This is a genomic window from Staphylococcus sp. EG-SA-17 (genome assembly GCF_017151845.1).
GTDB lineage: Bacteria > Bacillota > Bacilli > Staphylococcales > Staphylococcaceae > Staphylococcus > Staphylococcus aureus.
This window is the reverse complement of sequence record NZ_JACVZO010000006.1, coordinates 86,301-100,871: the sequence shown is the minus strand read 5'-3', so window position 1 is coordinate 100,871 and position 14,571 is coordinate 86,301. Positions and strand designations below refer to the sequence as shown.

Annotated in this window: 14 protein-coding genes and 1 pseudogene; 9 read left to right on the top strand and 6 right to left on the bottom strand. The window is 34.2% G+C overall.

Features of this window, described 5'->3' with window-relative positions:
- Window positions 1–81: 81 nt before the first annotated feature.
- The 4 genes from qoxD to qoxA are packed head-to-tail and all read right to left on the bottom strand — an operon-like array spanning window position 82 to window position 4,052.
- Window positions 82–360 (bottom strand): cytochrome aa3 quinol oxidase subunit IV, encoded by a 279-nt coding sequence (gene qoxD / locus IDG65_RS04710; RefSeq protein WP_001794576.1) that lies wholly within the window; start codon window positions 358–360, stop codon window positions 82–84.
- Window positions 361–368: 8 nt separating this feature from the next.
- The gene (gene qoxC / locus IDG65_RS04705) at window positions 369–974 is read right to left on the bottom strand and encodes a cytochrome aa3 quinol oxidase subunit III (protein WP_000017736.1); all 606 of its coding nucleotides are present in this window, start codon (window positions 972–974) and stop codon (window positions 369–371) included.
- On the bottom strand, window positions 964–2,952 hold the full coding sequence (gene qoxB / locus IDG65_RS04700; protein WP_001010762.1) for a cytochrome aa3 quinol oxidase subunit I: 1,989 nt from the start codon (window positions 2,950–2,952) through the stop codon (window positions 964–966). Before qoxB ends, qoxC begins: the two co-directional genes overlap by 11 nt.
- A complete protein-coding gene (gene qoxA / locus IDG65_RS04695; protein ID WP_000032836.1) occupies window positions 2,952–4,052 on the bottom strand; it encodes a cytochrome aa3 quinol oxidase subunit II in 1,101 nt (366 codons plus the stop codon). The genes qoxB and qoxA overlap by 1 nt, the downstream gene beginning before the upstream one ends.
- Window positions 4,053–4,356: 304 nt before the next feature.
- On the opposite strand from qoxA, the pseudogene IDG65_RS14780 reads away from it, so the two are divergent.
- Window positions 4,357–4,425: pseudogene (locus tag IDG65_RS14780) on the top strand (hypothetical protein); the annotation flags it as partial.
- A 198-nt stretch (window positions 4,426–4,623) separates the two neighbouring features.
- Here IDG65_RS14780 and IDG65_RS04690 read toward each other — a convergent pair.
- A complete protein-coding gene (locus tag IDG65_RS04690; protein ID WP_001037831.1) occupies window positions 4,624–4,941 on the bottom strand; it encodes a DUF5011 domain-containing protein in 318 nt (105 codons plus the stop codon).
- A 664-nt stretch (window positions 4,942–5,605) separates the two neighbouring features.
- Window positions 5,606–6,466, bottom strand: a complete 861-nt coding sequence (gene folD, locus IDG65_RS04685; RefSeq protein WP_000225834.1) for a bifunctional methylenetetrahydrofolate dehydrogenase/methenyltetrahydrofolate cyclohydrolase FolD — start codon at window positions 6,464–6,466, stop codon at window positions 5,606–5,608.
- Between the two features lie 200 nt (window positions 6,467–6,666).
- On the opposite strand from folD, the gene purE reads away from it, so the two are divergent.
- From purE to purM, 8 genes are read left to right on the top strand one after another with little or no spacing between them, the layout of a single operon-like run.
- A complete protein-coding gene (gene purE / locus IDG65_RS04680; RefSeq protein ID WP_001670307.1) occupies window positions 6,667–7,149 on the top strand; it encodes a 5-(carboxyamino)imidazole ribonucleotide mutase in 483 nt (160 codons plus the stop codon).
- The gene (gene purK / locus IDG65_RS04675; protein WP_001010399.1) at window positions 7,136–8,260 is read left to right on the top strand and encodes a 5-(carboxyamino)imidazole ribonucleotide synthase; all 1,125 of its coding nucleotides are present in this window, start codon (window positions 7,136–7,138) and stop codon (window positions 8,258–8,260) included. Before purE ends, purK begins: the two co-directional genes overlap by 14 nt.
- A 3-nt stretch (window positions 8,261–8,263) precedes the next feature.
- The gene (purC, locus tag IDG65_RS04670) at window positions 8,264–8,968 is read left to right on the top strand and encodes a phosphoribosylaminoimidazolesuccinocarboxamide synthase (RefSeq protein WP_000174043.1); all 705 of its coding nucleotides are present in this window, start codon (window positions 8,264–8,266) and stop codon (window positions 8,966–8,968) included.
- Window positions 8,968–9,231, top strand: coding sequence for a phosphoribosylformylglycinamidine synthase subunit PurS (gene purS, locus IDG65_RS04665; protein WP_000848350.1), 264 nt, complete (start codon window positions 8,968–8,970; stop codon window positions 9,229–9,231). The genes purC and purS overlap by 1 nt, the downstream gene beginning before the upstream one ends.
- A gap of 1 nt (window position 9,232) precedes the next feature.
- Window positions 9,233–9,904, top strand: coding sequence for a phosphoribosylformylglycinamidine synthase I (gene purQ, locus IDG65_RS04660; RefSeq protein ID WP_000666805.1), 672 nt, complete (start codon window positions 9,233–9,235; stop codon window positions 9,902–9,904).
- Complete coding sequence (gene purL / locus IDG65_RS04655) at window positions 9,897–12,086, top strand: phosphoribosylformylglycinamidine synthase subunit PurL (RefSeq protein ID WP_000032745.1); 2,190 nt, start codon at window positions 9,897–9,899, stop codon at window positions 12,084–12,086. Before purQ ends, purL begins: the two co-directional genes overlap by 8 nt.
- Window positions 12,065–13,549, top strand: coding sequence for an amidophosphoribosyltransferase (gene purF, locus IDG65_RS04650; RefSeq protein ID WP_052997643.1), 1,485 nt, complete (start codon window positions 12,065–12,067; stop codon window positions 13,547–13,549). Before purL ends, purF begins: the two co-directional genes overlap by 22 nt.
- The gene (gene purM, locus IDG65_RS04645; RefSeq protein ID WP_000030811.1) at window positions 13,542–14,570 is read left to right on the top strand and encodes a phosphoribosylformylglycinamidine cyclo-ligase; all 1,029 of its coding nucleotides are present in this window, start codon (window positions 13,542–13,544) and stop codon (window positions 14,568–14,570) included. Before purF ends, purM begins: the two co-directional genes overlap by 8 nt.
- Window position 14,571: the final 1 nt, after the last annotated feature.

Below are 14,571 nucleotides of genomic sequence, written 5' to 3'. Positions count from 1 at the left end.
AACCATTTAAAAATTGAAGGAAAATAAAAACCAGCTAACAAAAGTGTTAGCTGGTTAAACTTTACATTATTAAAATGTTGTTTATAAGTGTGAAGAGTGACCGCCTTGCATAACCCAATATGTTCCGACAACGAAACAAAGTGTAATTACAAGAGCAAAGATAACTTTGAATGTTTGTAAACGTCCATCTTTACCTTCAGTTAAATGCATGAACATTAATAATTGAAGTCCAGCTTGGATGAATGCAAAGCCAAAGATAATTGTCAACTTCGCGTGGAATGTTAATGACGTGTATAGTGTTACGTAAACTGCTAAAAGCGTTAATACGATAGATGCGATAAATCCTACAGTATGTTTCATTATTGTACTCATCCGCTATACACCATCCCTATCATATATACGGCAGTAAAGATGAAAACCCAAACAACATCTAAGAAGTGCCAGTATAAACTTACTATAAATAATTTTGGCGCATTATATTTGTCTAATCCGCGTCGTTGGATTTGGATTAATAAACAAATGGCCCAAACGATACCTAGCGATACGTGACAACCATGCGTTCCTAATAGGATAAAGAAACTAGACCAGTAAGAACCAATTGTTGGGTTAACGCCTTCTGATGCATAGTGTGCGAATTCATAAATTTCGAATCCAACAAAGACTAAACCTAAAAGTAACGTAATGATCATCCAAAACATCATTAACTTTTGTTTTTCTTGGCGCATGTAGTAAATAGCAATACCACATGTGTAAGAACTGAATAATAATGCAAACGTCATTATTAAAACAAGAGGCAATTCAAATAACTCAGTAGTCATTTTACCTGCATAATCGCCACCATGTTGCAAAGTTAATAGTGTCGCAAATAGGGTACCGAATAACGCAAATTCGGCTGTAATGAAAATCCAAAAGCCAAGCTTATTTAATTCGCCTTCATGTGTGCGTGAATCAATAGTGTTTGTATCATGACTCATGACTTACAGCCTCCCTTTCTTTAATACGCGCTTCTCTTAATCTAGCTTCAGTTTCAGCAACTTCAGCAGCAGGGATATGATATCCGTGATCGATTTGGAAACTGCGATAAATCATAGTACCAAAAATACCGAATAAACAAATTAATGCTGGAATTACAGTTTCGAAAATTAAGAAGAAACCGCCGATAGTCATAAAGATACCAATCCAGAATCCAACAGGAGTATTGTTTGGCATATGAATGTCTTTGTAATTATGGTTGTCTAAGTAATGACGACCATGTTCTTTCATATCAACAAATGTGTCGTAGTCATTCCAATCTGGTGTAATGGCAAAGTTGTATTTAGGTGGAATTGCTGATGCAGTAGTCCACTCTAGAGTACGACCAAGGCCATCCCAGTTATCTCCAGTTGCTTCACGTGGAGATTTGAAGTGACTGTATACGATACTAACAACAAGGAATAAGAATCCGATTGCCATTAATAATGCACCGATAGTTGAAATTAAGTTTAATAAGAACCAACCATCTGATGGCATATAAGTGTATAAACGACGTGGCATACCATCTAATCCAAGAATGAATTGTGGTAAGAAACAAACGTTAAATCCGATCATGAAGAACCAGAAGCACCATTTGTTTAATGTTTCGTTTAATTTGTAACCCATCATCTTTGGATACCAGAAGATTAAACCAGCTAAGCAGGCAAATACAACACCAGTAACCAATGTATAGTGGAAGTGAGCTACTAAGAAGTACGTATTGTGATATTGATAGTCAGCTGATGCCATTGCTAACATTACACCCGTAACACCACCTAAAAGGAAGTTAGGGATAAATGCTAATGAGAATAGCATTGGTGACTCAAATGTAATACGTCCTTTATATAATGTTAATAACCAGTTAAACAATTTCACACCAGTTGGAATACCAATCAGCATTGTTGAAATTGAGAAGAATGAGTTGATTAACGCACCATTACCCATTGTGAAGAAATGGTGAACCCAAACTAAGAAACTAAGGAACGCGATACCGGCAGTTGCCCATACCATACTTTGATGTCCGAATAAACGCTTACGAGCGAATGTCGGGATAATTTCTGAGTAAATACCAAATGCTGGAAGGATAACGATATAAACTTCAGGGTGCCCCCATACCCAGAAGAAGTTAGCCCAAAGCATTGGCATACCGCCATGTGCAACTGTGAAGAATGCTGTGTCAAATATTCTATCAGTTGTCATTAATGCTAACGCTACTGTTAAAGGAGGGAAAGCAAGAATAACAATTAATGTAGTAATAAATGTTGTTACTGTAAACATTGGCATTTGCATAAACTTCATAGTTGGTGTTTTACATCTTAAAATTGTTACAAAGAAGTTGATACCTGTAGCTAAGGTACCAAGCCCTGAAATTTGTATAGCTATTAAGTAATAGTTAACACCCGGACCAGGACTGAATTCACCTGCTAGTGGCGCATAGTTTGTCCAACCAGCTGCTGGTGAACCACCAATAATAAATGACAGGTTGAATAAAATCATACCTGCAAAGAATAGCCAGAAACTTACGTTGTTTAATACTGGGAATGCAACATCACGTGCTCCAATTTGTAATGGAACAACGATATTCCATAAACCAAAGATAAATGGCATTGCCATGAAGATAATCATGATTACACCATGTGTACTAAAAATTTCGTTATAGTGGTTAGATTCTAAAAATTTGTTATCAGGTACTGTTAATTGCGCACGAATAAGTAACGCATCAATACCACCACGGACGAACATTAATACGGCACAGATTAAATACATAATACCGATTTTCTTATGGTCTACAGATGTGAACCATTCTTTGTAAAGATATTTCCATAATTTAAAGTAAGTAATTACTGCGATTAAACCAATAACTAAGAATGGGGCACCAATTTGTGCCATTGTAATCATCCAGTTACCTTTAACTAGTAATTGATCCCATGGAAAATTCATTAATGTCCACCTCCATGATCATCATTGTCTTGATCTTGCGCATCTTTTGAAATTTTCTTCATTTCTTTCGCATTTTTCGATTCATCTTTCTTGAACTCATTGTTATATGGTTCGTCATTTCCAAGAATCATCAATTTCATACCATGTCGTTTATAGTTCGCATTTGTAATTTGAGCTTTACGAGCAGGTATTAATGGTTTGTCTGATACATCTTTAAACATATTTTCTTCACTAGTGAAGTTTGGATCTTTCAATTCGAAATTGAAACGTTTATATGCATAGAAGATGTATTCTGGATCGGCTGCTGGATCAACAAACGCCATATGTGTACCATTAAATTCTAAAGCTTTATTAGGTGTGCTTGGTAATAATTGTTTATCAAATGTATCTTGATCTAACGTTTTCTTACCTTTAACTTCTTTCACCCATTTGTCGTAGTCTTTTTGACTAACGGCATTTACTTTAAATGTTTGACGTGAGAATCCTTCACCATTGAAGTTAGAGTTACGACCTCTGAACGTACCAGTTTGAGATGCTTCTAACGTCCAATTCATTGTCATGCCAGTCATGGCATATTTTTGACCACCTAATTGTGGAATCCAGAAACTTGTCATTGTATCCATAGCTTGAAGCTTAAATACAACAGGACGATCTTTAGGGATTGTTAATGTATTAACAGTCTCTATATGTTCATCTGGATAAGCAAAGAACCATTTGTATCCTGCACTTACTGCATATACAACCATTGGATCTTTCTCACTCTTCGGTGGTTTTTCGTAATCGTATAAAGTTTTAACTGTAGGAATAGCTAAAGCAGCAACGATTATGATAGGTATTACAAACCATATTGTTTCAATGATGGCATTATGGTGCATCTTACCAGATTCGGCATTCTTATTATAACTATACTTGTAAATAAAAATGGCGAACATGCCAAGTACAACGAAACAAATAACAAGCATGAAGACGATTGAATAAAGAATCAAGAACTTCTGACTACTTGCTACTGGCCCTTTTGCGTTGAAAATTTCTATATTTGAACAACCACTAAGTAAAATTAGTGTGCCAAATAATAGAAGCAAAGACTTAAATTTTGACACTTTTTTGACCTCCTAATACTACAAATGTAGGGCTTAACATTAATTTTAAGTTATTACACAATATTTACAAGGGCTTATGGGAAAAAAATTAATAAAATTGTATCAAAAATGTTGATAAATCAAGGTGTGACGTGGGTTCACACATTTGTTAAAATTATGTGTACATTTTGTGACTAATAGCGTTTTTGAAAAAATTGCTTCATATTTAAAAGGGAAGTTGAGAATAGCTTTCAATTAAAGGTTAATTGAATGAAAATAAAAAAAGTTTGAAATTGTCTAATAAATTGAAAATGATGGCTAGTTCATTGAAAGGAAGCGCAAACATTTTAATAAGGAATTTGCCAAAAGTAATTTATCGTTAAACAATGAAAAGTAGAAATTTGTTTGTTCAAAATCAAAATATTCTTTTAAAAAGAGCAGTTAAGTTTTAATAATTTGAAAGGTAGTCCTTTGGTATACAGAAAAAATACAATATTTGGGTTAAAGTTGCAGATGAAGTTGGAATAACAAATAAAATGGTAGCAAAACATGTACGTTTGCTACCATTTTATTTGCAGTATAGTGATGAGGGCTATTTAACCTCAATATACCTAGTGGAAATTTTAATTGCACCATCTGAATCAGTGACATGATATTTAATTTGATATTTACCAGATTTAGATGTATCAATTTGGCCATCGACTTTAATTTTATCGGTTAAATCTCCATCTTCTTTATCAAATGCACTTATGCCGTTTAGAAGGTTATAATCTTGACCTTTCTTAATAACGATATCATTAGCGCCTTTAATTTGTGGTGTAGTATTCGTCGTTGCATCTGCATTTAAATTTGGTGTTACTAGTGTAGCAGAAACACCGAGGGCTGATAATGACTGTAATAGTTTATTCATAATGTAACCTCCGAATGATAAGTCATTTCTGAGTTAGCTTTACTATACCTTAATTTATATTATTTACACATCATACTATAGTCCTAATCTTACCCTATAAAGAATGAAATTTAAATATAAATTTATAAATAATGAGGAAATAATTATTATTTTGAAAATCTGCCACAATTGTAAAATTAATAATTCAGGGATAATTTGAAATCAAATATAACTTTATTCGACAGTTTGAACATAAATTTTTGTGTATCAAAACAATAAGAAAAGGGAGGCGAAAATGATAAAGAACCACTATTGATTAATTATGTAGTAGTACTTTATCATAGTCACAGCTTCTGTGATGGGGCCTCGTCGACTTGCATTGTCTGTAGAAATTGGAAATCCAATTCCTCTTTGTTGGGGCCCATCCCCAACTTGCACATTATTGTAAGCTGACTTTCCGCCAGCTTCTATGTTGGGGCCCCGGACTATAATTGAAAAATGCTTGTTACAAGCTTATTTTCATTCAATTAACAACTGTCTATATAAAATTGTTGAGCCAAGAACAAAGTGAAATGCTCCCTTCAAAGCCTTCATTTATTCAATGTCTACTTTGAAGGGAGCATTTGATCGATTAATGTCCCAGATTTTTCTTGTTATTCATTCACATTACATGACTAATGTGAATTTACGAATCAATACCTCGACGCATTTTTTCTGCAAGCAAAGTATTATTTAATACCATAGTAATTGTTAATGGACCAACGCCACCAGGAACTGGTGTAATAGCTCCAGCAATTTCTTTAACCGCATCATAATCAACGTCACCTTTTAATTTCCCATTTTCATCTGGCGTATTGCCAACATCGATAATTACTGCTCCTTCTTTGACCACATCTTTTGTTACTAAACCAGGCTTACCAACTGCACTGACAATGACATCAGCATCTTTTAAATATGATGCCATATCCTTTGAACGAGAATGTAAGATTGTTACTGATGCATTTTTTTGAAGTAGTAACTTAGAAACTGGTTGTCCGACAATATGACTTCGTCCAATTACAACTGCATTTTTACCTTCTAAATCAATATCAGCATGTTTTAATATTTCCATGATGCCGAGCGGTGTGCAAGGTACAAAAGTTTGTTCATCGATATATAATTTCCCTATATTTATTGGATGAAAACCGTCCACATCTTTATCAGGATTGATTGCTTCTAATATTTTCTGTTCGCTAACTTGTTTTGGTAGTGGTACTTGTACCAAAATACCACTTACAGAATCATCATTATTTAGTCTATTTAGTTCGTTTAATACTTCCTCTTCAGTAGCTGTTTCTTCCAAATGTACGATTTCTGAAATCATACCAATTTTTTCAGCTGCTTTCTTTTTTGATCTAACATAACTTTGACTAGCGCCATCATTACCAACTAATATAACGGATAATTTAGGTGTAAAACCCTTTTCTTTTAGCGCTTCAACTTGATCTTGTAACCCCTGTCTGTAGTCTTTGGCAATTTGTTTACCATCTAAAATTTTAGCAACCATAAAAACTTCTCCTCCTATTGTCAATATCCTAACTTTGTTAGTTTATAAAACTAATTTACATAGCAAAAGACGTAAATTCAAACAAAAAATCAAAATAAAGTTCGATTTTTGATTGAAAAAGCAGAAATTGCTTGTTATGCTATATCTATAATATACAACTAAAGTAATTCACAATTCAAACTTTTGAAAGGGTGTACAAAGTGAAAGTAGCAGTCATTATGGGCAGTTCTTCCGATTGGAAAATTATGCAAGAGAGTTGTAACATGTTGGATTATTTTGAAATTCCGTACGAAAAACAAGTAGTATCGGCACATCGTACGCCAAAAATGATGGTTCAATTTGCTTCTGAAGCGAGAGAAAGCGGTATAGACATTATCATTGCAGGCGCTGGCGGTGCGGCACATTTACCAGGTATGGTTGCATCATTAACGACGCTACCAGTTATTGGAGTGCCGATTGAAACAAAAAGTTTAAAGGGTATAGATTCTTTATTATCAATTGTTCAAATGCCAGGAGGTATTCCGGTTGCAACGACTGCAATTGGTGCAGCAGGTGCTAAAAACGCAGGTATACTTGCAGCAAGAATGTTAAGTATTCAAAATCCTTCTTTAGTTGAAAAACTAAATCATTATGAATCTTCGTTAATTCAAAAAGTGGAGGACATGCAAAATGAACTTCAATAAATTAAAGTTTGGTGCGACTATTGGCATTATTGGTGGTGGTCAGCTTGGAAAGATGATGGCACAATCAGCTCAAAAAATGGGTTATAAAGTGGCTGTATTGGATCCTGCTGAAGATTGTCCATGTAGATACGTTGCACACGAATTTATACAAGCCAAGTATGACGATGAAAAGGCACTCAATCAATTAGGACAAAAATGTGATGTGATTACTTATGAATTTGAAAACATTTCAGCCCAACAATTAAAACTATTATGTGAAAAGTACAATATTCCGCAAGGTTACCAAGCTATACAGTTATTACAAGACCGCTTAACTGAAAAAGAAACATTAAAAAGTGCTGGTACCAAAGTTGTCCCGTTCATTTCAGTAAAAGAATCTACAGATATTGACAAAGCAATTGAAACATTAGGATATCCTTTTATTGTAAAAACTAGATTTGGTGGCTACGATGGCAAAGGTCAAGTTTTAATTAACAACGAAAAAGACTTACAAGAAGGTTTTAAATTAATTGAAACTAGTGAATGCGTAGCTGAAAAATATTTGAATATCAAGAAAGAAGTATCACTTACTGTTACAAGAGGAAACAACAATCAAATTACTTATTTCCCATTACAAGAAAATGAGCATAGAAATCAAATACTTTTCAAAACAATTGTTCCAGCGAGAATAGATAAAACAGCTGAGGCGAAAGAGCAAGTTAATAAAATTATCCAATCGATTCATTTCATTGGAACATTTACAGTTGAATTTTTTATAGATAGTAACAACCAATTGTATGTGAACGAGATTGCACCAAGGCCTCACAATTCCGGACATTATTCAATTGAAGCATGTGATTATTCACAATTTGATACTCATATTTTAGCAGTTACCGGACAATCATTACCAAATTCAATTGAATTATTAAAGCCTGCAGTCATGATGAACTTACTAGGTAAAGACTTAGATTTATTGGAAAATGAATTTAATGAACATCCAGAGTGGCACTTACATATTTATGGTAAGTCTGAGCGTAAAGATAGTAGAAAAATGGGGCATATGACTGTACTAACGAATGATGTAAACCAAACTGAACAAGATATGTACGCTAAATTTGAGGGGAGTAATTAAAGCATGACATTATTATATGAAGGAAAAGCGAAGCGTATTTTCTCAACAAATCAAGAAAATGAATTAAGAGTTGAATATAAAGATGAAGTTACTGCTGGAAACGGGGCTAAGAAAGACACAATGGCAGGTAAGGGGCGATTAAATAATCAAATTACTTCTATTATATTTAAATATTTACAAGAAAATGGAATAGAAAGTCACTTTATTAAACAATTATCTGAAACAGATCAATTAGTTAAGCCTGTGAAAATAATTCCATTAGAAGTAGTTGTCCGTAATATTGCTAGTGGATCTATTACAAAGCGTTTAGGTTTTGAAAATGGTGAAGTTTTTAGAGAACCACTTGTGGAATTTTTCTATAAAAATGATGCATTAAATGATCCTTTGATTACAGATGATCACATCAAATTACTGAATATTGCGACAGATAAAGATATTGAAACATTAAAAACGAAAGCGCTAGAAATTAATCAAGTATTAAAACAATTAATGGATGCGATGAATTTAAAATTAGTAGATTTTAAAATCGAATTTGGAAAGACTGAGACTGGTCAAATTTTGTTAGCGGATGAAATATCTCCAGATACATGTCGAATTTGGGATAAAGCTACCAATGCAAACTTTGATAAAGATGTATATAGAAATAACACTGGATCACTGATTGAAACATATCAAATATTTTTAAACAAATTGGAGGATTTAAAATAATGAAAACAATTGAACTACATATCACATTACAACCACAAGTATTAGATACGCAAGGACAAACGCTTACTCGAGCTGTACATGACTTAGGTTATGCACAAGTGAATGATATTCGTGTAGGAAAAGTATTATATATGACAGTGGATGAGGTTAGTGATGAAAAGGTACACAACATTATTACAACTCTAAGTGAAAAATTGTTTGCAAATACAGTGATTGAAGAATATAGCTATAAAGTGTTAGATGATGAAAAGGAGAATGCATAAAATGAAATTTGCGGTTCTTGTTTTTCCAGGTTCGAATTGTGATAGAGACATGTTTAATGCTGCTATTAAAAGTGGTGTTGAAGCGGAATATGTAGATTATAGAGAAACATCACTAAGTGGATTTGATGGCGTACTTATTCCTGGTGGATTTTCATTCGGGGATTACTTAAGATCTGGGGCAATGGCTAGTGTAGCGCCGATTATTTCGGAAGTTAAACGTCTTGCAGCTGAAGGTAAGCCAGTATTAGGTGTTTGTAATGGGTTTCAAATTTTAACTGAAATAGGCTTATTACCTGGTGCATTATTGCATAACGATTCACATTTATTTATTAGTAGAAATGAAAAGTTAGAAATAGTGAATAATCAAACGGCATTTACAAATCTTTATGAACAAGGTGAAAAAGTTATATATCCTGTAGCTCACGGTGAAGGTCATTATTATTGTACTGATGAAATATATCAACAATTAAAAGCTAACAATCAAATTATTCTGAAATATGTGAATAATCCGAACGGTTCATATGATGATATTGCAGGAATTGTTAATGAAAAAGGCAATGTATGTGGCATGATGCCACATCCTGAAAGAGCTTTAGAAACGTTGTTAGGTACTGATAGTGGTGTGAAATTATTTGAAGCGATGGTAAAAAGTTGGAGGGAACAACATGTCTAAATTTATCGAACCAAGCGTTGAAGAAATTAAACTTGAAAAAGTATATCAAGATATGGGATTAAGTGATCAAGAATATGAAAAAGTTTGCGATATTTTAGGCAGACAACCTAACTTTACAGAAACAGGTATCTTTTCTGTTATGTGGAGTGAACATTGCTCTTATAAACATTCTAAACCGTTTTTAAAGCAATTTCCTACGTCAGGTGAGCATGTGCTTATGGGGCCTGGTGAAGGTGCAGGGGTAGTCGATATAGGTGATAATCAAGCCGTAGTATTTAAAGTAGAGTCTCACAATCATCCATCAGCAATTGAACCATATCAAGGGGCTGCTACAGGCGTTGGTGGAATCATTCGTGACATTGTCTCTATTGGGGCTAGACCTATTAATTTGTTAAACAGTCTTAGATTTGGAGAATTAGATAATAAACAAAACCAAAGATTACTTAAAGGTGTTGTAAAGGGTATCGGAGGTTATGGTAACTGCATTGGTATTCCAACAACTGCTGGTGAAATCGAATTTGATGAACGTTATGATGGCAATCCACTTGTTAATGCAATGTGTGTTGGTGTTATCAATCACGACATGATTCAAAAAGGCACAGCAAAAGGTGTAGGTAATTCGGTCATTTATGTTGGTTTGAAAACTGGTCGAGATGGTATTCATGGTGCTACTTTTGCATCTGAAGAATTGACGGAAGAAAGCGAAAGTAAACGACCTTCTGTACAAATCGGTGATCCATTTGTAGGTAAAAAATTAATGGAAGCAACACTTGAAGCAATTACATTTGATGAATTAGTTGGTATTCAAGATATGGGTGCTGCTGGTTTAACATCTTCATCGTCTGAAATGGCGGCAAAAGGTGGTAGTGGGTTACATTTGAGATTAGAACAAGTGCCAACACGTGAGCCAGGTATTTCTCCTTATGAAATGATGCTTTCAGAAACTCAAGAACGTATGTTACTAGTTGTTGAAAAAGGTACTGAACAAAAATTCTTAGATTTATTTGATAAGCACGAATTGGATAGTGCTGTTATAGGTGAAGTTACAGATACAAATCGTTTTGTTTTAACATATGATGACGAAGTTTATGCTGACATTCCAGTTGAACCACTAGCTGATGAAGCACCTGTATATATTTTAGAAGGAGAAGAAAAAGATTATAATACTTCTAAAAATGATTATACACACATCGATGTTAAAGATACTTTCTTTAAATTACTTAAGCATCCGACTATAGCATCTAAACACTATTTATATGATCAATACGACCAACAAGTTGGTGCCAATACGATAATTAAGCCAGGACTTCAAGCATCGGTAGTACGTGTGGAAGGCACAAATAAGGCGATTGCTTCAACAATTGATGGTGAAGCGCGTTATGTATATAACAATCCATATGAAGGTGGAAAGATGGTAGTAGCTGAAGCTTATCGAAATTTAATTGCCGTGGGTGCAACACCATTAGCAATGACAGATTGTTTAAATTATGGTTCTCCTGAAAAGAAAGAAATCTATCAACAGTTGATAGATTCAACGAAAGGTATGGCAGAAGCATGCGACATTCTTAAGACACCAGTAGTTTCTGGAAATGTATCTTTATATAACGAAACGAAAGGTACTTCTATTTTCCCAACACCAGTTGTTGGAATGGTAGGTTTGATTGAAAATGTAAATTATTTAAATGATTTTGAACCTCAAGTTGGAGATAAATTATATTTAATCGGTGATACTAAGGACGACTTTGGTGGTAGTCAACTTGAAAAGTTAATTTATGGCAAAGTTAATCATGAATTTGAGTCATTAGATTTGAGTTCAGAAGTTGAAAAAGGTGAATCAATCAAGACCGCTATTCGTGAAGGACTATTATCACATGTTCAAACAGTTGGTAAAGGTGGCTTACTGATTACCTTAGCTAAACTAAGTGCGCATTACGGTTTAGGATTAAAATCTTCAATAGATATAACAAATGCACAATTGTTTAGTGAGACACAAGGCCGATATGTTGTTTCTGTTAAATCAGGTAAAACTTTAAATATTGATAATGCAATAGAAATTGGACTTTTAACAGATAGTGATAATTTCAAAGTAACAACACCATATACAGAGATTAGTGAAAATGTTTCAGATATTAAACAAATATGGGAAGGGGCAATTGCTCAATGTTTAACTACTCAGGATTAAACGAAGAATGTGGCGTGTTTGGTATTTGGAATCATCCTGAAGCAGCGCAACTAACATATATGGGACTTCATAGTTTGCAACATCGTGGTCAAGAAGGTGCAGGTATAGTTGTTTCTGATCAAAATGAATTAAAAGGCGAGCGAGGATTAGGCTTACTAACTGAAGCGATTAAAGATGATCAAATGGAACGATTAAAAGGATATCAACATGCAATTGGTCACGTCCGTTATGCTACTTCAGGTAATAAAGGTATTGAAAATATTCAACCGTTTCTGTATCACTTTTATGATATGAGTGTAGGTATTTGTCATAATGGTAACCTCATTAATGCTAAATCATTGCGTCAGAATTTAGAAAAACAAGGTGCTATCTTCCATTCGTCTTCTGATACTGAAGTCATTATGCATTTGATTCGACGCAGTAAGGCACCAACTTTTGAAGAAGCATTAAGAGAAAGTCTTCGAAAAATTAAAGGTGGTTTTACATTTGCAATTTTAACAAAGGATGCGTTATATGGCGCAGTAGATCCAAATGCTATCAGACCACTTGTTGTAGGTAAAATGAAAGATGGGACATACATCCTTGCAAGTGAAACATGTGCAATAGATGTGTTAGGTGCAGAATTCGTTCAAGATATTCATGCAGGTGAATATGTCGTGATTAACGATAAAGGTATTACAGTTAAATCTTATACACATCATACGACAACTGCAATTTCTGCGATGGAATATATTTATTTTGCTAGACCAGACTCAACAATAGCTGGTAAAAATGTCCATGCAGTACGTAAAGCTTCTGGTAAAAAATTAGCCCAAGAAAGCCCTGTAAATGCTGATATGGTCATCGGTGTACCCAATTCATCGTTATCAGCTGCGAGTGGTTATGCTGAAGAAATAGGTTTGCCATATGAAATGGGACTAGTTAAAAATCAATATGTTGCAAGAACATTTATTCAACCAACTCAAGAATTACGTGAGCAAGGTGTGAGAGTGAAGTTATCTGCGGTAAAAGATATAGTAGATGGGAAAAATATCATTCTTGTTGATGATTCTATTGTTCGCGGTACGACAATTCGACGCATTGTGAAAATGTTAAAAGATTCTGGTGCAAATAAAGTGCATGTGCGTATAGCATCACCGGAATTTATGTTCCCAAGTTTTTATGGAATCGATGTTTCAACTACGGCAGAATTAATTTCTGCAAGCAAATCACCTGAAGAAATTAAAGATTATATTGGCGCTGATTCATTAGCATATCTATCTGTAGATGGGTTAATTGAATCAATTGGTTTAGATTATGACGCGCCATATAGTGGCTTATGTGTAGAAAGTTTCACTGGAGATTATCCTGCAGGGTTATACGATTATGAAGCAAATTATAAAGCACATTTAAGTCATCGACAAAAGCAATATATTTCTAAAAATAAACACTTTTTTGATAGTGAGGGAAATTTAAATGTCTAAAGCATATGAACAATCTGGTGTAAATATTCATGCTGGTTATGAAGCTGTAGAAAGAATGTCTAGTCATGTTAAACGTACGATGCGTAAAGAAGTTATCGGTGGTTTAGGTGGATTCGGTGCTACATTTGATTTATCACAATTAAATATGACAGCACCAGTTTTAGTTTCTGGAACAGACGGAGTAGGAACGAAATTAAAACTAGCTATCGACTATGGTAAACATGATTCGATAGGTATCGATGCAGTCGCAATGTGTGTTAATGATATTTTAACGACAGGTGCAGAACCATTATATTTTTTAGATTACATCGCTACAAATAAAGTTGTTCCTGAAGTTATTGAACAAATTGTTAAAGGTATTAGTGATGCATGTGTTGAAACGAATACTGCACTTATCGGTGGAGAGACTGCTGAAATGGGTGAAATGTATCACGAAGGCGAATATGATGTAGCCGGATTTGCTGTTGGAGCAGTTGAAAAGGATGACTATGTAGATGGTTCAGAAGTGAAAGAGGGACAAGTTGTTATAGGACTTGCGTCAAGTGGCATTCATTCAAATGGATATAGTTTAGTGCGCAAATTAATTAATGAATCAGGCATTGATTTGGCATCAAACTTCGATAATCGTCCATTTATAGATGTCTTTTTAGAACCAACTAAATTATATGTCAAACCTGTACTTGCTTTGAAAAAAGAAGTTTCTATTAAGGCAATGAATCATATTACTGGTGGAGGTTTTTATGAAAATATTCCACGTGCATTGCCAGCCGGATATGCTGCTAGAATTGATACTACATCATTTCCAACGCCAAAAATATTTGATTGGTTACAACAACAAGGCAATATAGATACAAATGAAATGTATAACATTTTTAACATGGGTATTGGCTATACGGTTATCGTTGATGAAAAAGATGCATCACGCGCTTTGAAGATTTTAGCAGAACAAAATGTGGAAGCCTATCAAATTGGACATATTGTGAAAAATGAGTCAACTGCAATTGAATTGTTGGGGGTATAAC